Consider the following 19,210-nt stretch of genomic DNA (forward strand, 5'->3'; position numbering starts at 1 on the left):
GACGCGGAGGGTGACGTCTGATGCGCGATGTCCTCGCCGAGCTGTTGGCGATCTGGCGTGCGGGCGGGACCGCGGGCGTCGGCACGGTGGTGCAGACCTTCAGGTCCGCGCCGAGGCCCCCCGGCGCGGCGATGGTGGTCGCCCCCGACGGCAGCGTGGCCGGCTCGGTCTCGGGTGGCTGTGTGGAGGGGGCCGTCTACGAGCTGGCCCTCGAGGTGGTCGAGTCCGGCAGGCCGGAGCTCGAGCGGTACGGGGTCACCGATGACGATGCCTTTGCGGTGGGGCTGACCTGCGGAGGCATTCTCGACGTCTACGTCGAGCCGATCTCCCGCCGCACCTTTCCCGAGCTCGCCGAGGTGGCCGAGGACATCGAGCGCGAACGCCCGGTGGCCGTGGCGACGGTGATCGAACACCCCCGGTCCGCCTGGGTCGGTCGCCGGATGATCGTGCGACCGGACGGGATCGGTGGAACGGTCGGGTCCGTGCGGGCCGATGCCGCGATCGCCGATGACGCCCGCGGTCTGCTCGCGGCGGGACGGACCGGGGCGCTCACCTACGGCCCCGACGGGCAGCGGCGGGGAGAGGGGATGCGCGTGTTCGTCGCGAGTCATGCCCCGAGTCCGCGGATGCTCGTCTTCGGCGCCATCGACTTCGCCGCGGCGGTGGCCCATCAGGGGGCCTTCCTCGGCTACCGCGTCACGGTGTGCGACGCACGGGCGGTGTTCGCCACGCACACCCGCTTCCCGACCGCGGACGAGGTCGTCGTGGACTGGCCGCACCGCTACCTGCAGTCGCAGATCGACGCCGGCGCGATCGACGGCCGCACGGTGATCTGTGTGCTCACCCACGATCCCAAGTTCGACGTCCCGCTGCTGGCCCTCGCGCTCCGGCTGCCCGAGGTCGGCTATGTCGGGGCGATGGGGTCGCGGCGTACCCACCGGGACCGGCTACAGCGCCTGCGCGAGGCCGGGCTGACCGAAGCGGAGCTGGCGCGGCTGTCCAGCCCTATCGGACTCGACATCGGGGCCCGCACACCCGAGGAGACCGCGGTGTCCATCGCCGCCGAGATCATCGAGCTGCGCTGGGGTGGGGGTGGCGAGCGGCTGACCGCGATCGAGGGCCGGATCCACCACGACGAGTCCCTCTGACGCCCGCCCGCGCGAGCCGTTCGCGGACAGGTCGCGGTGATCGCACGGGGCGCTTGACACCCCCGGTGGACCGGTCGAGTCTGGATTTGTCCCCATGCGATGCGAGGTGGATCAGATGCAGGTCCCTGGACCTTTTGAATACGAGCGAGCGACGAGCGTCGACGACGCGATCGGACTGCTCGAACGGCTGGGGAGCGAGGCTCGACTGGTGGCCGGCGGCCACAGCCTGCTCCCGATGATGAAGCTGCGGCTGGCGAACCCCGAGTACCTCATCGACATCAACCCGCTGCACGACGAGCTCGGTCACATCACGGTCGAGCCGTCGGGCGTGCGGATCGGTGCGATGGTGCGACACCGGGAGTTGCTCGAGTCAGCGGAGCTGGCCGCGCTGTGGCCGATCTTCCGGGACGCCGAGCGGGTGATCGCCGACCCGGTGGTGCGCAACCGAGGCACGATCGGCGGATCGCTCTGTCAGGCGGACCCGGCCGAGGACCTCAGCACGGTGTGCGAGGTGCTCGACGCGACCTGCGTGCTGCGCGGGCCGGGCGGCGAGCGCACGATCGGCATGTCCGAGTTCCACCTCGGGCCATACGAGACCGCCGCGGCGGACGACGAGATCCTCACCGAGATCCGGATCCCCTTCCGCGATCACGGGTCGAATGCCTACGCGAAAGTGGAAAGACGCGTGGGGGATTGGGCGATCGCCGCGGCGGGAGCCGCGGTGTGGCTGGACGGCCCGACCATCGTCGAGGCGAGGATCGGTCTCACCGCGGTGAACGCCGACCGGTCCGGATTCGGTGAGGTGTACGAGTTCCTCCTCGGCAAGCCGTGCACCGACGAGGTGGCCCTCTATGCGGGTGATCTGGCGTCACGGCACTGCGAACCGGTCACCGACATGCGTGGGACCGCGGAGTACAAGCGGCACCTGGCCAAGGAACTCACCCGTCGCGCGTTGCGCACGGCGGCCGGACGGGTCCACTAGCGAGGGTAGGTCGGGGGACCAGGGAAGGACGAGAAGACATGCAGGTGACGATGACCGTCAACGGCAGTGAGGTCACGGAGGACGTCGAGCCCCGAATGCTCTTGGTGCACTTCCTGCGAGATCAGCTGGGACTGACCGGAACCCATTGGGGCTGCGACACCAGCAACTGCGGCACCTGCGTGGTGCTGGTGGACGGCGAGCCCGTGAAGTCCTGCACGATGTTGGCCGCGATGGCCGCCGGGCACGAGGTGCGAACCGTCGAGGGCCTCGAACGTGACGGTGAACTCGACCCGGTCCAGCAGGGCTTCATGGAATGTCATGGCCTGCAGTGCGGCTTCTGCACCCCCGGCATGATGATGACCGCCAGGGCCCTGCTCGACAGCAACCCACACCCGGACGAGCAGGCCATTCGCGAGGCGATCTCCGGGCAGATCTGCCGGTGCACCGGGTACACCACTATCGTCCGCTCCGTGCAGTGGGCCGCGGCGCACGAGGAGGGCGCGGCCCGTGAACCCGAACCGGAGCGCGGCACCGGTCCCACCGCGGCGCAGCCCGAGGCGAGCACACCGCCGCGCGTCACCGAGCACGTCGGAGGTGCATCATGACCACCGTCGAACATCCACCGACCGGACCACTGACGGACGAGTCGGACAACGAACACTTCGACAACAACAAGAAGCCGGTCGGGTACGGGCGGATGCTCCGCAAGGAGGACCCCCGCTTCATCCGCGGTCGCGGGAACTATGTCGACGACATCGTGCTCCCCGGCATGCTGCACATGGCCATCCTGAGATCCCCCGTCGCGCACGCACGCATCGTCGGCATTGACACGACCGCGGCACAGGCCCACCCGAAGGTGAAAGCGGTCATCACCGGCGCCGACCTGGCCGAGCAGGGCCTGGCCTGGATGCCGACCCTCTCCAACGACGTGCAGGCGGTCCTCGCCACCGACAAGGTGCGTTTCCAGGGGCAGGAGGTGGCGTGTGTCGTCGCCGAGGACCGGTACTCGGCTCGTGACGCGCTCGAGCTGATCGAGGTCGAATACGACATCCTCGATCCGGTGATCGACGCCCGCAAGGCGCTCGCTCCCGATGCCCCGGTGATCCGCACGGACCTCGAAGGCAAGTCCGACAACCACGTCTTCGACTGGGAGGCGGGCGATCCGAAGGCGACCGAGGAGGCCTTCGCCAGGGCCGAGGTGATCACCACCCAGGAGATCGTCTACCCAAGGGTGCACCCGGCTCCGATGGAAACCTGCGGTGCCGTAGCGGATTTCGACGCGGTCAACGGCAAGCTGACGCTCTGGTCCACCTCCCAGGCACCGCACGCCCACCGGACCCTGTACGCACTGGTGGCGGGGTTGCCCGAGCACAAGATCCGGGTCGTCTCGCCCGACATCGGCGGTGGGTTCGGCAACAAGGTGCCGATCTACCCCGGATACGTGTGCGCCATCGTCGCCTCGCTGGTGACCGGGAAGCCGGTCAAGTGGATGGAGGACCGGAGCGAGAACCTGATGAGCACCGGGTTCGCGCGGGACTACATCATGCAGGGCGAGATCGCCGCCACCAGGGACGGCAAGATCCTCGCGATCCGGACGAACGTGCTCGCCGACCACGGCGCGTTCAACGGCACCGCGGCTCCCGTGAAGTACCCGGCCGGGTTCTTCGGGGTGTTCACCGGTAGCTACGACCTCGAGGCGGCCTACTGCAAGATGACCGCCGTCTACACCGACAAGGCTCCCGGCGGGGTGGCGTACGCCTGCTCCTTCCGGATCACCGAGGCGGTGTACCTCGTCGAGCGACTGGTCGATTGCCTCGCCTACGACCTCGACATGGATCCGGCCGAGCTGCGGCTGAAGAACCTCCTCAAGCCGGACCAGTTCCCCTACACCTCGAAGACCGGCTGGGTCTACGACTCGGGCGACTACGAGATGACCATGCGCAAGGCCATGGACATGATCGGCTACGCCGACCTGCGCCGAGAGCAGGCCGAGAAGCGTGAGCGGGGCGAGCTGATGGGCATCGGCATGTCCTTCTTCACGGAGGCGGTCGGCGCCGGGCCCCGCAAGCACATGGACATCCTCGGGCTCGGCATGGCGGACGGTTGTGAGCTGCGGGTGCACCCCACCGGCAAGGCCGTCGTCCGGTTGTCGGTGCAGACCCAGGGGCAGGGGCACGAGACGACGTTCGCGCAGATCGTCGCCGAGGAGCTCGGCATCCCGCCGGACGACATCGACGTGGTGCACGGCGACACCGACAACACCCCGTTCGGCCTCGGCACCTACGGCAGCCGGTCGACGCCGGTGTCAGGGGCGGCCGCCGCGCTCGTCGCGCGGAAGGTGCGGGACAAGGCGAAGATCATCGCATCGGGGATGCTCGAGGTGTCGGTGGCCGATCTCGAATGGGAGAAGGGCTCCTTCCACGTGAAGGGCGATCCGACGACGGCGGTGACGATCCAGGACATCGCGATGCGCTCGTACGGTGCGGGCGACCTGCCCGAGGGGATCGAGGGCGGGCTCGAGGCCCAGATCTGTTACAACCCAGAGAATCTCACCTACCCGTACGGATCGTATTTCTGCGTCGTCGACATCGATCCCGGGACAGCCGAGGTGAAGGTGCGCAGATTCCTCGCGGTCGACGACTGCGGCACCCGGATCAACCCGATGATCATCGAGGGACAGGTGCACGGGGGCATCACCGACGGGATCGGGATGGCGCTGATGGAGATCATGGCCTTCGACGAGGACGGGAACTGCCTGGGCGGCTCGCTGATGGACTACCTGATCCCGACCGCGCTCGAGGTGCCCCACCTCGAGACCGGTTTCACGGTGACGCCCTCGCCGCACCATCCGATCGGCGCCAAGGGCGTCGGTGAGTCGGCGACCGTGGGTTCGCCGCCCGCCGTCGTGAACGCCGTGGTTGACGCGCTGAAGCCGTTCGGCGTCCGGCACGCCGACATGCCGCTGACACCCTCGCGGGTGTGGGAGGCGATGCAGGGCAGAGCGGCGCCACCGATCTAGCCCTCGGCAGGAGACCGGGCAGGACCCAGCACAGCGCAGGAGGGTGCGGGTATGGAGACGAACGCGCGGATCGCCGAGCTGATCGACCGCAGGCAACCGTTCGTGCACGCGACCGTGGTTCGCGCCGAGCCGCCGACTTCCGCGCGCACGGGCGACGAGGCGATCGTGTTGCCGGACGGCTCCATCGAGGGGTTCGTCGGCGGCCAATGCGCCGAGAGTTCGGTGCGCAAGGCCGCGCTCGACGCCCTGCGGTCCGAGGAGAGCGTGCTGCTGCGGGTGCTGCCGGACGGCCAGGCGCAGTTCCCCGAGGCGCCGGGGGCGACGGTCGTCGTCAACCCGTGTCTGTCCGGTGGCGCAATGGAGGTCTTTCTCGCGCCGCGACTGCCAGCCGCGCGGCTGTACCTGATGGGAACCAACCCAGCCGCGGACGCGGTCGCCGACCTGGCGCGGATGCTGGGGTTCCAGATCGAGCGGGTCGAGGAGGGCGGCGGGCCCGACGGCGCGGTGGCGGCGGTGATCGTCGGGCTCGGGGGGAACGAGTCGGAGTCCATCCGGGCCGCGCTCGACGCGGGTGTGGGATACATCGGACTGGTCGCCAGCAGGATCCGCGGCGCCAGCGTGCTGGCGCAGCTCGAACTCGACGAGGCGGAGCGGGCCAGGATCCACACCCCTGCCGGGTTGCCCATCGGCGCGCGCACCCCTGCCGAGATCGCGTTGTCGATCCTCGCGCAGATCGTGCAGGGCATCCGGCTGGGGGGACTGGCCGGCCGAAGCCCGGCACTGGATGCCGCGCTCGCCGCCGCAGCACAGGACACGGTCACCGATCCGATCTGCGGCATGGCGGTGACGGTCCGCGCGGACACCCCTCGGGTCGAACTCGGTGGGCAGACGTACTGGTTCTGCAGCACGGGGTGCCGAGACCGGTTCGAGAGCGAGCGGTCCCCGTGACGGTCACCGGCATCGTCCTCGCGGCAGGGGGATCGACCCGGCTCGGCAGGCCGAAGCAGCTGTTGGAATACCGGGGCGCCCCGTTGCTGACGGCGGTGCTGCGGGTCGCGCGCCAGTGCGACTTCGACCAGGTCCTGGTGGCCCTCGGCGGCGCCGCCGCCGAGGTGGAGGCCGCCGTCGACCTGTCAGGGGTGCAGGTCGTGTACAACCCCGACTTCGGTTCGGGCTGCGCGTCGACGATCTCGCGCGCGCTGGACGAGGTCGACCCGCACGCGAGCGGCGTCGTCCTGATGCTCGGCGACCAACCAGGGGTCGGCTCGGCGACGATCGCGGCGCTGCTGGACGCGGCGACGCCGGACGCGAGCGCGGTCTGCCGGTACCGGGACGGACGCGGGCACCCGCTCTGGTTCGGCAGGAGCATGTTCCCCGAGCTGCGCACGCTGCACGGCGACAAGGGGGTGTGGAAACTGCTCGAATCGGGCCGGATCCCGGTGCTGGAGGTACCGGTCGATGCCGAGATCCCGCTCGACGTCGACACCTGGGACGACTACGTGGCGCTGCGGGCACAGGATTCTCGGTGAGCCATGGACCAGCTGGGGTTCGCCGATCTCGCCGATGTCGTCGGGCGATTCGACGCGCAGGACTACCTGCTGGACGAGGGCACGGCGTCGGCGATCTACCTGGCACTGGCGCTCGGGCGGCCGCTGCTGCTCGAAGGCGAGCCGGGAGTGGGGAAGACGACCGCGGCGAAGGCGCTCGCGGCCGCTCTCGACACCACGCTGATCCGGCTTCAGTGTTACGAGGGGCTCGGTGCCGGTGAGGCCCTGTACGACTGGAATTACCAGCGGCAGCTGCTCGCGATCCGGATGGCCGAGTCGCGCGCAGGCAGGCTGGACGAGTCGGATCTGTTCACCGAGGAGTTCCTGCTGCCGCGCCCGATCCTGCAGTGCGTGCGGCACAGGGGCGCCGGGGCCCCCGTCCTCCTTGTCGACGAGATCGACCGTGCCGATGACGAATTCGAGGCCCTGCTGCTCGAGTTCCTCGGCGAGTCGTCCGTGACGGTGCCGGAGCTGGGCACGTTCTCCGCGGAGCGTCCGCCCGTGGTGGTCCTCACCTCGAACCGCAGCCGCGACCTGCACGACGCGCTCCGCAGGCGCTGCCTCTACCACTGGATCGAGTATCCGAAACCCGAACGCGCGGTGGCGATCCTGCGGCGCACCGTGCCGGAGGCGAACACGGCCCTGATCAAGCAGGTCACCGAGTTCGTCGGCGATGCCCGCGGGCTCGACCTGGACAAGCCGCCGGGCCTGGCCGAGTCGATCGACTGGGTGTCGGCGCTCGCGGCACTGGGCGCGACCGAACTCGGCCGCGCCGAGGCGGTCACGAGCCTCGGTGCGATCGCCAAGACCCCGGACGACCGGGACTCGATCATCGCGCTGATCGACGACAACGAACGGGAGCGGGCCACGCCGTGCTCGGCGCCCGATGCAACCACATGAGAGGCCAAGGGCGATGAAACTGGAGAATCAGTTCACGGTGAACGCACCGATCGAGACGGCCTGGGACACCCTGACCGATCTCGATGCGGTTGCGCCACTGCTCCCGGGTGCGCAGCTGACGGGCCGCGACGGCGACGCGTACCTGGGCAAGATGAAGGTCAAGGTCGGCCCCGTGACGAGCGAGTTCTCCGGCCGGGCGGCGCTGACGGAAACCGACCGCGCGGCACACCGAGCCGTGATCGAGGCGAACGGCAGGGATTCACGGGGCGCTGGCAACGCCTCCGCCACCATCACCGCGCACCTGGTCGAGGACGGCGCCGCGACGAGGGTGACCGTCGACACCGATATGAGGGTCGTCGGGAAGTTGGCGCAGTTCGGCAGCGGCGTCATCGCGCAGGTGTCGGAGAAGATGATGAACCAGTTCGCGGCCTCGCTCGAGGCCAAGCTGGCCGCGGGGGAGCCGCCGACCGAGCCGGAAACGGCTGTCCCTGCCGCGCAGGGGGCCCCGTCCGGAGCGCTCGTCGCGGCGCCCGAACCGGTCGGGGAGCCCGAGCCGCTCGACCTGCTCGGGCTGGCCGGGCCTGCACTCGTGAGGCGGCTGCTCCCACTGGCGGCCGCGGTGCTGGCCGGTGTCGTGGCCGGGCTCGCCATTCGATTCCTGCGGCGGCACGAGAGGTGACGATGGGCGATCCGGCACTGGCCAGGGGGATCGACCTGGCGGCCTTCTCCATCGCGCTGACGATGCGCCTGCGTGCCGCGCGGATCCCGGTGACCGAGGGCGGCGCGGCCGAATTCGCAAGGGCGCTGTCGTCCTTGCGGCCGACATCGATGTCCCGCCTCTACTGGGCGGCGCGCCTGACGCTGGTGCGCAGGCAGGCCGATCTCGCCGGTTTCGACAGGGTGTTCATGGGCGTCTTCGGTGCGTCGCTGTTGGCGATGGACCCGAATGCGCGGCGCGCGGTTCGTGATTCGCTGCCCGATTCACACATCGCGGCGTTGGTCTCGAGCGCGGGGAGTGAATCGATGGAGGCGCAGGGGGTGGGACTGCCATGGGCGACGATGGAGGCGGTCCGGGTCACGCGCGACCGTGGCGATGAGGGGCCGACCCTGGAACTGCGATTGCCCGGCCGGCTCGAGGCGGTGGAGGGCAGGCCGTTCGGGCAGTTCAGGGAAGACGAGCTGCGGGCCCTGCGCAGCTGGCTGGACCGGGCGTCGGTCGACTGGCCGCAACGACGTACGAGGCGCAGGCGACGCCACCCGGCAGGCAGGCGGATCGCGCTGCGGGAGACGATCGCCCGGTCTCGGCACACCGGCTGGGAGGCCCTGACGATCGTCCGCACCCGACCGGTGATCCGACCGAGGCGCATGGTCGTGCTCTGCGACGTGAGCCAGTCCATGCAGCCGTATGCCGACGTCTATCTACACCTGATGCGTGCCGCCGCCACCCGCGGCAACGCGGAGGTCTTCGCCTTCTCGACGCGGCTGACCAGGCTCACCGCCGTGCTGGCGCACCGATCCGCCGAGGCAGCCCTCGCGCATGCCAACGACAGGGTGGTCGACCGGTTCGGCGGCACTCACATCGGCGGCAGTGTGCGTGACCTGCTCGCCTCGCACCACGGCAATGCGTTGCGCGGGGCGGTGGTCCTCATCGCCTCGGACGGCTGGGACAGCGACAGTCCGGAGGAGCTGGGTGCCGCAATGGCCCGCCTGCACCGCAGGGCGTACCGCGTGATCTGGCTCAACCCCCGCGCGGGGGCGACGGGCTTCGAGCCGCTGGTCGGGGCGATGGCAGCGGCGCTGCCGTACTGCGACCGGCTCCTGGCGGCCGACACCCTGATCGCGGTGCGCGAGGCGCTTGAGGTGATCGGTACCGCCGCGTGGCAGGGCCGATGAGCCGGACCTACAGGTGGCGCGTGGTGTCGATGCCGAGCGACATGCCCGCCAGGCCGCGCGAGCGGACCGAGAGCTTCTCGGCGATCTCGCGCAGTGCCGTGCCTGCCGGGGAGTCGGGCGCGCTGAGCACGATCGGGACGCCCTCGTCGCCGCCCTCACGGACGGCCTGCTCGATGGGGATCTGTCCGAGCAGTGGGACCTTCGCGCCGACGGCCTTGGTGAGCCGGTCGGACACGGCCTGACCGCCGCCGGAGCCGAACACCTCCATCCGGGTGCCGTCGGGCAGCTCCAGCCAGGACATGTTCTCCACGACCCCGACGATGCGCTGGCGGGTCTGCAGCGCGATCGCGCCTGCGCGCTCGGCCACCTCGGCAGCCGCCTGCTGCGGGGTGGTGACCACCAGGATCTCCGCTCCGGGGATCAGCTGGGCGACGGAGATCGCCACATCGCCGGTGCCGGGCGGCAGGTCGAGCAGCAGCACGTCCAGGTCGCCCCAGAACACGTCAGCCAGGAACTGCTGGAGCGCGCGGTGCAGCATCGGCCCGCGCCAGACGACGGGGGTGTTGCCCTGGGTGAACTGCGCGATCGAGATGAGCTTCACGTCGTGCGACTGCGGCGGCATGATCATCCGCTCGACCTGCGTCGGCTTGGCGTCGGTGCCGAGCATGCGGGGGACGGAGTGGCCGTAGATGTCCGCGTCGAGGACGCCGACCGAGAGGCCGCGGGCGGCCATGGCTGCCGCGAGATTGACTGTGACGCTGGATTTTCCGACGCCGCCCTTGCCGGACGCCACGGCGTACACGCGGGTCAGCGAGCCGGGCTGGGCGAACGGGATGACCGGCTCGGCCGAGTCGCCGCGCAGCGACTTGCGCAGCTCGGTGCGCTGCTCGTCGTTCATCACGTCGAGCTCGACGCGGATGGCGCCGATGCCGGAGACGTCGGCGACCGCCTTGGTGACCCGATCGGTGATCTCGGTCCGCATGGGGCAGCCCGCGGTCGTCAGGTAGATCTCGATGTCGACGCTGGCATCGTCGGACAGCGCGACGCTCTTGACCATCCCCAGCTCGGTGATGGGTTTGCGGATCTCCGGATCGAGCACCCGGGACAGCGCGCTACGAACGTCGGACTCGGTCACTACTGGCATGCCCTAATCCTAGGTGGCCTGGACTCAGTGGATACGCGGCAGGGCGTCCGCGGTGGGGGTGATGCCGGTCGAGTAGGCCAGCGCCCATGCGGTCACGTTGGCCACGTATGCCATCGAGTTGTTGTATCGGTGGATCGCCATGGTGGCCGAGCCGATGTCGCGCATGTTGGTCCCGCGGTCGCACAGGTACTTGGCGGTCGCTGCGGCGGAGTCGAAGAGGTTCTGCGGATCGATCTTGCCGTCGCCGTTGCCGTCGGCGCCGAACTGCGCCCAGGTGGTCGGGATGAACTGGGTGGGGCCGACTGCACGGTCGTAGACGGTGTCGCCGTCGAGGGCGCCGCCGTCGGTGTCCATGATGACGGCCTGGCCGGGCAGGCTGCCGTTGAGGGGCAGGCCGATCACCGGCTCGAACACGTCGCCGTTGTCGTGGGCCTGGCCGCCGTTGGCGTGGTGCGACTCGACCATGCCGATGCCTGCGATCTGCATCCAGGTGATGCCGCAGCCGGGCAGGTCCTTGGCGAGCAGCTTCTCGGCGGCCTGGTAGGCGGCGAAGTTGACGCCGGGGATGCCGAGCGGTCCTTCGGGCAGGGGGGCGGGCGCGGGCGCCGGTGCGGGCTCAGGGGCGGGCGCGAGGGCAGGCGCGACGTCGGGGGCGGGCGTGTCCACGGCGACGGGCGCGGCCTCCGGCTCCTGCGGGGCGGCGGGGACGTCATCGATCGGTGCGGAGTCGGCGGCGACCGTGAACGGGAGCGAGGGGGAGGCGCTCGCGGTGGTTCCGACGACCAGCCCGGCGGGGACCAGCCCGGCGAGCGCCACGACGGAGTTGCGGCGAAGGTTCGAGTCCTTCTTCTTGCTGTGGCGACCCACGGTGATCCTCCTGCGTCCCGGTCGGGGGCACTGATTCGTTATCGACCGGAGACGAGGTTACCCGAATTCGAGATAGTTCCGTTACTCAACCGTGATTTGCGTTGTCGGAATTGAAGGATATCCGCTGGTCAAATGGATAAACGAAATAATTTCAGTTAGGTCACGCCGAGGTGGGTCGTGGCCGACCATGAGCACCGTTCTGAGACCTTGGCGGACGCCGGGGGTCGGGGGTCCTGCCGCGCGCTCAGGGCGCGGGCAGAGGGGCGGGCGGCGCGGGCGCGGCGGGCGCGGGAGCGGGCGGCGGGCAGAAGATCAGGCACGGCAGCTCGGGCAGGCCGGGGATCAGCGGCGCGGGCGCCGGGACTCCGGGTGCGGCGGGCGCCGCGGGCGCGGCCGCGTCGACCGCGCGATCGCCGTCGACCTCGCGGCTCGGCTCGGGTGGTGAGGTCGGCTCCGGCCGGACGTCCGGGATCGACCCGGGGGCGGGCGTTCCGCCGCCCGCGTACGCCGCGGACCAGGCCAGCACGTTGGCCGCGTAGGCCATCGAATTGTTGTAGCGCAGGACCGCCCTGACCTCCTGGGCGCTGTCGCGCAGGTTCAGCCCGCCCGAGCAGAGGTACCGGGCGGCCGCGAGCGAGGCGTCGAAGACGTTGTTCGGGTCGGCGGTGCCGTCCCCGTTCCCGTCGGCGGCGTACCGCGCCCAGGTGCTGGGGATGAACTGCATGGGCCCGACCGCGCGATCGTGCTTCTTGTCTCCGTCCAGGGCGCCGCCGTCGGTGTCGGTGATGACCTGGTTGCCCGCGAGGTGCCCGTTCAGCACCGGCCCAAGGATCGGGGTCACCGTGGTGCCGGCCGCGTCGGTTCGGCCACCGCCGGCGTGCCCGGACTCGATCCGGCCGATCCCGGCGAGGAGATGCCAGGTCACCCCGCAGCCCGGTGCCTCGGTTGCCATCGTCGACTCGGCCATCCGGTAGGCGCCGAGCACCAGTTCGGGGATGCCGAGTTCGCTCACCGTCACCGCGGCGGGCATCGGCGACAGGCGGGGGACCAGTGCGGGCGGGAGTTCGAACCGGACCGGCGGGGGCGGGGTGTAGGCGTGCGGCGCGCGGACGGGGCGGGGCGCGGGCGGCAGCACCCCTACGGTGCCCGCGGGATCCGGCGCGTCGGGGGTGGCGACCGCGACCCCGGCCATGGCTGGTGCGGCGGTGCCGAACGGTCCGAAGCCGAGCGCGGCGCCGACGACGGTGGCCGCGGCCCCGACCGCGAGGAACGTGGCCGTCGATCCGGCCGCAAGACCCCTGATCCGCATGCGCCCACCCTTCGCGATGCCCGACCCACGAAATGTGACCCAGATTACATTCCGGAAACGCGGGTTGTGCCCGTTTCGGGTGCTGTTACCGCCGCGGCGGCCTCGGCTCCTCCTCGTCCTGGGGGGTCAGCAGGGACTTGATCTCCTCCAGCTCGCGGCGCAGGTAGTCCCTGGTGGCCACCTCGCCGACCGCCAGGCGCAGTGCGGCGAGCTCGCGGGCCAGGAACTCGGTGTCGGCCTTGGTCTGCTCCGCCCTCGCCCTGTCCTCCTCGAGCGAGACGCGGTCCCGGTTCTCCTGTCGGTTCTGGGCGAGCAGGATCAGCGGTGCCGCGTACGCGGCCTGGGTGGAGAACGCCAGGTTGAGCAGGATGAACGGGTACGGATCCCACCGCAGCCGGACCGCGAACACGTTGAGGACGATCCAGACGACCACGACGATGGTCTGGATGGCCAGGTAGCGCCCGGTGCCGAGGAATCGTGCGAACCGCTCGCCGACCCGGCCGACGGCCTCGACGTCGATCTGGAAGTTGAACAGGCGTGAACCGCGCGGTGTGTCGAGCCGCTGGCGCGCGCTCAGCGCCGTCGTCTTGTCGGTCGCTGTCCGCTTCTCACTCATCGGCTACTTCCTGTTCGCGCCAGTCCTCCGGGAGCAGGTGGTCGAGCACGTCGTCGACGGTGACGGCACCGAGCAGGTGCTCCTCGTCGTCGACGACCGGGCCGCACACCAGGTTGTATCTCGCGAAGTAGCGGGTCACCGCCGTCAGCGAGTCGTCCGGGTCGAGCCTGGTCAGGTCGGTGTCCAACACCCCGCCGACCAGGGACGCGGGCGGCTCCCGCAGCAGCTGCTGCAGGTGCACGCAGCCGAGATATCGACCGGTCGGGGTCGAGATCGGCGGCCGGACGACGAACACCAGGCTGGCGAGCGCGGGCGTCAGGTCCGGATTCCGGACCCTGGCCAACGCCTCGGCGACGGTGGTGGCGGGCGTGAGGATCACCGGTTCGGGCGTCATCAGGCCGCCCGCGGTGTCGGGGGAGTGCTCGAGCAGTCGTCGGACGGGCTCGGAGTCCTCGGGATCCATCAGCTGCAGCAGCGACTCTGCCTCCGCGTCGGGCAGCTCGCCAAGGAGGTCGGCGGCGTCGTCCGGGTCCATCGCCTCGAGCACGTCGGCCGCTCGCTCCACCTCGAGGTGGGTGAGCAGGTCGGTCTGATCGTCGGACGGCAACTCCTGCAGCACATCCGCGAGCCGCTCGTCGTCGAGCGCGACCGCGACCTCGTGCCGACGTTTGTCGGGGAGCTCCCGGATGGCGTTGGCGACGTCGGCGGGGCGCATGCCCTCGAACTGCGCCAACAGCTGCGAGACGCCCTGTCCCGGCAGAGCCAGCTGGGATTGCGTCAGACCCTCCACGTGCTGCCAGTCGACGACCTGCATCGCGGTGCGGCGGGCGAGTCGGCCCCGGGGCTTGCGGACCGCGACCCGGGAGACCACCCAGTCGCGCGTCCGGGTCAGCTCGATGCCCAGGTCCGCGACGAGGACCTCCTGGCCGGCCAGGTCCTCGTGTTCGGGGTCGTCGACGCGCACCCGGCTGTCGAGCACCTGGGCCAGCGCCAGCACCTCGCCCGGCTTCTGGGTGAACCGGCGCAGGCTCACGTTGCCGGTCAGCGTCACGGAGCCGGGCTCGATGGCCGTCACCCGCAGCATCGGGATGAATATCCTTCGCCGGGTGAGCAATTCGACGACCAGCCCGAGGACCCGGGGGCGTTGTCGACCGACCCGGATGGTGATGACGACGTCGCGGACGCGGCCGATCGATTCTCCGTCGGGTCCGAGCACAACCAGGCCGGCGAGCCTGGCTACGAAGACCTTGCTCACTGCTGCCATGATGGCCAGGCTAATTCACACTGGAGGTCCACATGCAGGTCGCGCGCCCGCGCCGGTCGATTCTCGCCGTTCCCGGCAGCAGCAGGAAGATGATCGACAAGGCCAAGGGATTGCCCGCCGACGAGATCTTCCTCGATCTCGAGGACGCCGTAGCGCCGATCGCCAAGGCGCAGGCGAGGGCGGAGATCGTCGATGCACTGAACTCCGACGGATGGGGTGAGCAGATCCGGGTCGTCCGGGTCAACGACTGGACCACCGAGTGGACCCACGCCGACGTCATCGAGGTGGTCTCCGGCGCTGGCGCCCACATCGACGCGATCCTGTTGCCGAAGGTGACCGACGCGAGTCACGTGCAGGCGCTCGACCTGCTGCTCACCCAGGTCGAGCGGGCCAACGGGCTCGAGGTGGGCCGGATCGGCATCGAGGCGCAGATCGAGAACGCGATCGGCCTGACCAACATCAACGCCATCGCGACCGCGAGCCCGCGGGTGCAGACGCTGGTCTTCGGCCCGGCGGACTTCATGGCGAGCATCAACATGCGCACCCTCGTCGTCGGCGAGCAGCCCGAGGGATACGAGCCGGGCGACGCCTACCACCACATCCTGATGACGATCCTGATGGCGGCGCGGGCGCACGGGCTCGAGGCGATCGACGGACCGTACCTGCAGATCCGCGACGTCGAGGCGTTCCGGCGCGCGGCGGGGCGGACCGCGGCGCTCGGTTTCGACGGCAAGTGGGTGCTCCACCCCGGCCAGATCGACGCGGCCAACGAGGTTTTCAGCCCCCGTCAGGCCGACTACGACCACGCCGAGATGATCCTCGACGCGTACGAGTTCCACACCTCCGCGGCGGGCGGTGCACGCGGCGCCGCCATGCTCGGTGACGAGATGATCGACGAGGCGAGTGCCAAGATGGCGCTGGTCGTCGCGGGCAAGGGGCGCGCGGCAGGCATGGTGCGGACCACGCGGTTCGACCCGAACTCTCAGTAAGATGGACATCGACGAGAGTGCAGTTCTCACGAGCTGAATCACCGATGAGGGAGCACAGACGATGACCAATCCGCTGGCACAGCCGAATCCGACCGGGCGCGGCGGGGGGCTGCCGACTCCTCCCACCGGGTGGCCGATCGGCTCGTACCCGACCTATGCCGAGGCGCAGCGCGCCGTCGACCACCTGTCGGATCAGGCCTTCCCGGTCGAGGACGTCACCATCGTCGGCGTCGACCTGATGCAGGTCGAGCGCGTTCTCGGACGCCTCACCTGGGCGAAAGTGATTGGTGGCGGAATTGTTTCGGGCGCGTGGCTTGGTGTGTTCCTGGGTCTGCTGCTCGGACTGTTCACCGACAGCTTCCTCGGTCCGCTGGTCGCGGGCATCATCGGCGGCATCATCTTCGGGTTGATCTCCACCAGCATCCCGTACGCCGCAACGCGGGGACAGCGTGATTTCGCGTCCACGATGCAGCTGGTGGCCGGCCGTTACGACGTGCTGTGCGAGCCGAAGACCGCCGAGCGGGCGCGGGACCTGCTGGCCAAGCTGGCCATCTGATCGCTTCGGCCCCGCGCCGGCCGCTCACGCCGCGGACAGGGCCTCGACGACCGCGGCGGCCGTGTCCGCAACGGCCTGGTTGTTCCCCTGCGCGTCTGCCTGATTCGTCAGACTGTCGGTGAGGATGGCGAGGACCAGGGGATTGCCGTCCGGGTCCCACACGACGCCCGCGTCGTTGACGGTCCCGAAGCTGCCTGCGCCGGACTTGGTGGCAGCGGTCCACCCCGGCCGCAGCTCGGCACGAATCCGCTTGTCCGAGGTCTTGCTCGCCCGCATCCAGTCGCCGAGTTGTGCACGTTCCGCCGATCCGAGCGCGTCCCCGACGATCAGGGCCCGGTATCCCTGGGCGAGGCCGTCCGGTGTCGAGGTGTCCCGCGGGTCGCCTCGGAGCGCGGTGTTCAGTTCGGGCTCCCACCGATCGAGGCGAGTGCTCTCGTCGCCGATGTCGCGGGCGAGCGCGGTGACGGCAGGCGGCCCGCCGATCTCCTCGAGCAGGTAGTTGCCCGCCGTGTTGTCGCTCCTCGTCAATGCCGCCTCGGCGAGCTGTCGCAGCGTCATCGTCGTGCCTGCAGCGGCTTCGGTCGCGGGCGAGTTCTCGACCACATCGCCCGGGTCGACCATGACCGGCTCCTCGAGCGAGGAGGCGCCGGTGACCGTTCGGCGGAGAACCTCGGCCGCCGCGTATGTCTTGAACGTCGAGCACAGTGCGAACCGTTCCTCGCCCCGATGCCGGTAGGTTCGGCCCGATGCGGGATCGATCGCGGTGACCCCGATTCGCGTTGAGTATCGGGCCTCCAACGCGTCGAGGGTCGAGTCGAGTGACTGAAGTGCGGGTGCCGGGGCCACTGATGTGACGGGCGCGAGGTGGTCCGCGGCGGCCGTGCACGCACCGAGCAGCAGGGGAAGTGTGAGTGCGAGCGCGAAGGCACCGCGATGGCGGGCGGCGCGCCCCGGTTTCGGCTGAACTCGAAGTCTGGTCATGAACCCAATGTCGTGATCGTCCGCGACCGGCGCAAAGACGGACGCGACGTCGCCGCCAGTCGAGATGACTATCCCCCCAGTTCGGGGGTGCCCTTTGTGTCGGGCAACTCGTCACGGGCGCCCGACGGCCCCGGATCGGCTGGTTCAATGGCGGCCATGGATCTGCTCCGCCATCTGAGCTTCTTTGTCGCCGTTGCGGAGGAGGGGCATTTCGGGAACGCCGCGTCGCGATTGGGGATGACGCAACCACCGTTGTCGCAGGGGATGCGGCGCCTCGAGCAGAGGCTGGGCACCGATCTGGTCCACCGCGGTGCCCGCGGCGTCGTCCTCACGGATGCTGGACGTCAATTGCTGCCTCGGGCACGGCTTCTCGTCTCCGATGCCGCCCGTTTCGAGGACGAGGCCAAGCGCATCGCAGGCGGGCGCGACCGGACGGTGAGGTGGGGTGTCACACCCTCGCTCGGTGACGAGGTGGTGGTGCGGTGTGTCCGCGCGCTCCGAGGCGCGGACGGCGCCCGGCCCACGAGGATCGTCACAACCACTGCCACCACAACCGAACTCGTGGAGAGTCTGCGGGCCGGGAGTCTGGATGTCGCGGTGGTCGAACACCCGGCCCTGCTCACCGGCCTCGACAGCGGGCCCGTCCTGAAGATCCGGCGCTGGGTTGTGGTGCCGGAGGACCACCCCGTCGGCACCGCGAAGAAGGCGCAGGTCCGGATGCTCCGAGGGCTGGCGTTGAGCACGGGTCCACGGTCGGACAATCCTCCCGCCCATGATCTGTTCGTCGACATGTGGAAGGCGCGAGGGGTCGATCCGGAGGTGGTCGTCTCGACCGGTACCCGGGAACTACTCACCCATGTCGCGGCCGGTGGGTGTTTCGGGGTGACGACGACAGCTCCGACGGTGATGCCGGGGGTGAGGTGGGTTGACCTGGTTCGTGAAGACATTGCGCTTCGGCTCCGGATCGTCTGGCGGTCGGGTGCCGAGTTCTCGTCGGCGGCCAGGGAACTGGATCGGGTGCTCCTCAAGGCGGGGCGATGAGGACGGCCGCCGAGAAGCGGATCCGCGACGTGTTCGCCGACGCCGGCTGTACCGGTTGGCTGCATGCCCGTCGTGTCGGAGAACAGCGAGTCGACGACGGTGATGCCGTCTCGGTCGAGGCCGACGATCTCGTCGTGACGGCATCGGTCTACAAGCTTCCCCTCCTGGTCGCGTTGTGCAGGGAGTTCGATACGGGCGCCCTCTCGCCGACGGCGACGGTGCGTGTCAACCCCGCGGACTGCACGCCGGGGCCGACCGGGGTGTCGATCTTCCGGGACCCCGTGGTCATGAGTTGGCGTGATCTCGCCCTGTCGATGATGACCGTGTCCGACAACGCCGCGGCGGACCTCATCCTCGGGAGTGTCGGCCTCGATGGGATCGATCGGGTCCTCACCGAACTCGGACTGAGGCGCACGCGGATCATCGGCGGCACAGCGGATGTCCACCGGGCCCTGCTCGTCGAGTCGCACGCGCACACGACGAGAGAAGCGTTCGATGCGCTGGCCGACAACGACGAGGCATGGGCGGCCTCGGCCTACGATCCGGCGTTCACGAGTGCGACCACACCCCGGGAGATGACGTCCCTCCTCGACGCGATCTGGACGGGCAGGGCGGTGTCCGCGGCTCAGACCGAGTTCATCAGGGAGGTCATGGCCGGGCAGATCTGGCCGCACCGGATCCGCTCCGGATTTCCCTATGCGGGGGTCACCGTTGCGGGCAAGACCGGGACGATCGGGGCGATCCGCAACGAGGTGGCGGTGGTGGGCTTCCCCGGCGAGACCCCCGTTGCCGTGGCTGTTTTCACACGGGCGGCGCGCGCCGATCCGGTCCTTCCCGTTGTCGATCAGGCAATCGGACGGGCCGCCCACATCGCGGTGACCGAACTTCGTTCCGGCCGCATCGACTGAGAGCGCAGTGCACCGGATCTCGTGGTGCGGTGTCCTACCCTTGGTG

19 protein-coding genes are annotated in these 19,210 nt (G+C 69.9%); 13 read left to right on the forward strand and 6 right to left on the reverse strand.

What is annotated here, in order from left to right:
* Positions 1–20 precede the first annotated feature (20 nt).
* The 9 genes from BR31_RS0120825 to BR31_RS0120865 all read left to right on the forward strand — a co-directional run bounded on the left by BR31_RS0120825 (position 21) and on the right by BR31_RS0120865 (position 9,489).
* A complete protein-coding gene (locus BR31_RS0120825) occupies positions 21–1,148 on the forward strand; it encodes an XdhC family protein (RefSeq protein ID WP_027502663.1) in 1,128 nt (375 codons plus the stop codon).
* Between the two features lie 115 nt (positions 1,149–1,263).
* Positions 1,264–2,130, forward strand: coding sequence for an FAD binding domain-containing protein (locus BR31_RS0120830; protein ID WP_027502664.1), 867 nt, complete (start codon positions 1,264–1,266; stop codon positions 2,128–2,130).
* A 38-nt stretch (positions 2,131–2,168) separates the two neighbouring features.
* Positions 2,169–2,735: a (2Fe-2S)-binding protein gene (locus tag BR31_RS29580; RefSeq protein ID WP_081830616.1), complete on the forward strand. Its 567-nt coding sequence runs from the start codon at positions 2,169–2,171 to the stop codon at positions 2,733–2,735.
* Positions 2,732–5,149, forward strand: a complete 2,418-nt coding sequence (locus tag BR31_RS0120840) for an aerobic carbon-monoxide dehydrogenase large subunit (protein WP_027502665.1) — start codon at positions 2,732–2,734, stop codon at positions 5,147–5,149. The genes BR31_RS29580 and BR31_RS0120840 overlap by 4 nt, the downstream gene beginning before the upstream one ends.
* A gap of 51 nt (positions 5,150–5,200) precedes the next feature.
* The gene (locus BR31_RS0120845) at positions 5,201–6,097 is read left to right on the forward strand and encodes an XdhC family protein (RefSeq protein ID WP_027502666.1); all 897 of its coding nucleotides are present in this window, start codon (positions 5,201–5,203) and stop codon (positions 6,095–6,097) included.
* Positions 6,094–6,678 (forward strand): nucleotidyltransferase family protein, encoded by a 585-nt coding sequence (locus BR31_RS0120850; protein ID WP_027502667.1) that lies wholly within the window; start codon positions 6,094–6,096, stop codon positions 6,676–6,678. Before BR31_RS0120845 ends, BR31_RS0120850 begins: the two co-directional genes overlap by 4 nt.
* A gap of 3 nt (positions 6,679–6,681) precedes the next feature.
* Positions 6,682–7,596 carry an AAA family ATPase gene (locus BR31_RS0120855; protein WP_027502668.1) on the forward strand — a complete coding sequence of 305 codons (915 nt, stop codon included), beginning with the start codon at positions 6,682–6,684 and terminating at the stop codon, positions 7,594–7,596.
* 13 nt (positions 7,597–7,609) lie between these two features.
* Positions 7,610–8,275 carry an SRPBCC family protein gene (locus BR31_RS0120860; RefSeq protein WP_027502669.1) on the forward strand — a complete coding sequence of 222 codons (666 nt, stop codon included), beginning with the start codon at positions 7,610–7,612 and terminating at the stop codon, positions 8,273–8,275.
* A gap of 2 nt (positions 8,276–8,277) precedes the next feature.
* A complete protein-coding gene (locus BR31_RS0120865; RefSeq protein ID WP_027502670.1) occupies positions 8,278–9,489 on the forward strand; it encodes a vWA domain-containing protein in 1,212 nt (403 codons plus the stop codon).
* A gap of 7 nt (positions 9,490–9,496) precedes the next feature.
* Here BR31_RS0120865 and BR31_RS0120870 read toward each other — a convergent pair whose 3' ends face one another.
* The 5 genes from BR31_RS0120870 to BR31_RS0120890 all read right to left on the reverse strand — a co-directional run bounded on the left by BR31_RS0120870 (position 9,497) and on the right by BR31_RS0120890 (position 14,689).
* Complete coding sequence (locus BR31_RS0120870) at positions 9,497–10,633, reverse strand: Mrp/NBP35 family ATP-binding protein (protein WP_027502671.1); 1,137 nt, start codon at positions 10,631–10,633, stop codon at positions 9,497–9,499.
* 24 nt (positions 10,634–10,657) lie between these two features.
* Positions 10,658–11,500 (reverse strand): lytic transglycosylase domain-containing protein, encoded by an 843-nt coding sequence (locus BR31_RS0120875; RefSeq protein WP_027502672.1) that lies wholly within the window; start codon positions 11,498–11,500, stop codon positions 10,658–10,660.
* A gap of 244 nt (positions 11,501–11,744) precedes the next feature.
* Entirely contained in the window at positions 11,745–12,809 is a 1,065-nt protein-coding gene (locus tag BR31_RS0120880) for a lytic transglycosylase domain-containing protein (RefSeq protein WP_027502673.1), read from the reverse strand.
* An 85-nt stretch (positions 12,810–12,894) separates the two neighbouring features.
* Complete coding sequence (locus BR31_RS0120885) at positions 12,895–13,425, reverse strand: DUF1003 domain-containing protein (protein ID WP_027502674.1); 531 nt, start codon at positions 13,423–13,425, stop codon at positions 12,895–12,897.
* Complete coding sequence (locus BR31_RS0120890) at positions 13,418–14,689, reverse strand: magnesium transporter MgtE N-terminal domain-containing protein (protein WP_027502675.1); 1,272 nt, start codon at positions 14,687–14,689, stop codon at positions 13,418–13,420. Before BR31_RS0120890 ends, BR31_RS0120885 begins: the two co-directional genes overlap by 8 nt.
* Positions 14,690–14,721: 32 nt before the next feature.
* On the opposite strand from BR31_RS0120890, the gene BR31_RS0120895 reads away from it, so the two are divergent.
* Together BR31_RS0120895 and BR31_RS0120900 are read left to right on the forward strand one after the other, a co-directional pair.
* Positions 14,722–15,678 carry an HpcH/HpaI aldolase/citrate lyase family protein gene (locus tag BR31_RS0120895; protein ID WP_027502676.1) on the forward strand — a complete coding sequence of 319 codons (957 nt, stop codon included), beginning with the start codon at positions 14,722–14,724 and terminating at the stop codon, positions 15,676–15,678.
* Between the two features lie 61 nt (positions 15,679–15,739).
* On the forward strand, positions 15,740–16,234 hold the full coding sequence (locus BR31_RS0120900; RefSeq protein ID WP_027502677.1) for a YflT domain-containing protein: 495 nt from the start codon (positions 15,740–15,742) through the stop codon (positions 16,232–16,234).
* Positions 16,235–16,258: 24 nt separating this feature from the next.
* Here the strand turns inward: BR31_RS0120900 and bla are convergent, their stop codons facing one another.
* On the reverse strand, positions 16,259–17,215 hold the full coding sequence (bla, locus tag BR31_RS0120905; protein WP_027502678.1) for a class A beta-lactamase: 957 nt from the start codon (positions 17,213–17,215) through the stop codon (positions 16,259–16,261).
* A gap of 147 nt (positions 17,216–17,362) precedes the next feature.
* Between bla and BR31_RS0120910 the strand changes: the two genes are divergently transcribed.
* Together BR31_RS0120910 and BR31_RS0120915 are read left to right on the forward strand one after the other, a co-directional pair.
* On the forward strand, positions 17,363–18,256 hold the full coding sequence (locus tag BR31_RS0120910; protein ID WP_027502679.1) for a LysR family transcriptional regulator: 894 nt from the start codon (positions 17,363–17,365) through the stop codon (positions 18,254–18,256).
* Entirely contained in the window at positions 18,253–19,164 is a 912-nt protein-coding gene (locus BR31_RS0120915) for a serine hydrolase (protein WP_027502680.1), read from the forward strand. Before BR31_RS0120910 ends, BR31_RS0120915 begins: the two co-directional genes overlap by 4 nt.
* Positions 19,165–19,210: the final 46 nt, after the last annotated feature.

Origin of the sequence: Rhodococcus sp. UNC363MFTsu5.1 (genome assembly GCF_000686785.1) — a bacterium.
Classification (GTDB): Bacteria; Actinomycetota; Actinomycetes; order Mycobacteriales; family Mycobacteriaceae; genus Rhodococcus_G; species Rhodococcus_G maanshanensis.

Coding starts and splice junctions, on each gene's coding strand:
- BR31_RS0120825 (WP_027502663.1), top strand. CDS start 21: ATGCGCGATGTCCTCGCCGAGCTGTTGGCGATCTGGCGTGCGGGCGGG.
- BR31_RS0120830 (WP_027502664.1), top strand. CDS start 1,264: ATGCAGGTCCCTGGACCTTTTGAATACGAGCGAGCGACGAGCGTCGAC.
- BR31_RS29580 (WP_081830616.1), top strand. CDS start 2,169: ATGCAGGTGACGATGACCGTCAACGGCAGTGAGGTCACGGAGGACGTC.
- BR31_RS0120840 (WP_027502665.1), top strand. CDS start 2,732: ATGACCACCGTCGAACATCCACCGACCGGACCACTGACGGACGAGTCG.
- BR31_RS0120845 (WP_027502666.1), top strand. CDS start 5,201: ATGGAGACGAACGCGCGGATCGCCGAGCTGATCGACCGCAGGCAACCG.
- BR31_RS0120855 (WP_027502668.1), top strand. CDS start 6,682: ATGGACCAGCTGGGGTTCGCCGATCTCGCCGATGTCGTCGGGCGATTC.
- BR31_RS0120860 (WP_027502669.1), top strand. CDS start 7,610: ATGAAACTGGAGAATCAGTTCACGGTGAACGCACCGATCGAGACGGCC.
- BR31_RS0120865 (WP_027502670.1), top strand. CDS start 8,278: ATGGGCGATCCGGCACTGGCCAGGGGGATCGACCTGGCGGCCTTCTCC.
- BR31_RS0120870 (WP_027502671.1), bottom strand. CDS start 10,633: ATGCCAGTAGTGACCGAGTCCGACGTTCGTAGCGCGCTGTCCCGGGTG.
- BR31_RS0120880 (WP_027502673.1), bottom strand. CDS start 12,809: ATGCGGATCAGGGGTCTTGCGGCCGGATCGACGGCCACGTTCCTCGCG.
- BR31_RS0120885 (WP_027502674.1), bottom strand. CDS start 13,425: ATGAGTGAGAAGCGGACAGCGACCGACAAGACGACGGCGCTGAGCGCG.
- BR31_RS0120890 (WP_027502675.1), bottom strand. CDS start 14,689: ATGGCAGCAGTGAGCAAGGTCTTCGTAGCCAGGCTCGCCGGCCTGGTT.
- BR31_RS0120895 (WP_027502676.1), top strand. CDS start 14,722: ATGCAGGTCGCGCGCCCGCGCCGGTCGATTCTCGCCGTTCCCGGCAGC.
- BR31_RS0120900 (WP_027502677.1), top strand. CDS start 15,740: ATGACCAATCCGCTGGCACAGCCGAATCCGACCGGGCGCGGCGGGGGG.
- bla (WP_027502678.1), bottom strand. CDS start 17,215: ATGACCAGACTTCGAGTTCAGCCGAAACCGGGGCGCGCCGCCCGCCAT.
- BR31_RS0120910 (WP_027502679.1), top strand. CDS start 17,363: ATGGCGGCCATGGATCTGCTCCGCCATCTGAGCTTCTTTGTCGCCGTT.
- BR31_RS0120915 (WP_027502680.1), top strand. CDS start 18,253: ATGAGGACGGCCGCCGAGAAGCGGATCCGCGACGTGTTCGCCGACGCC.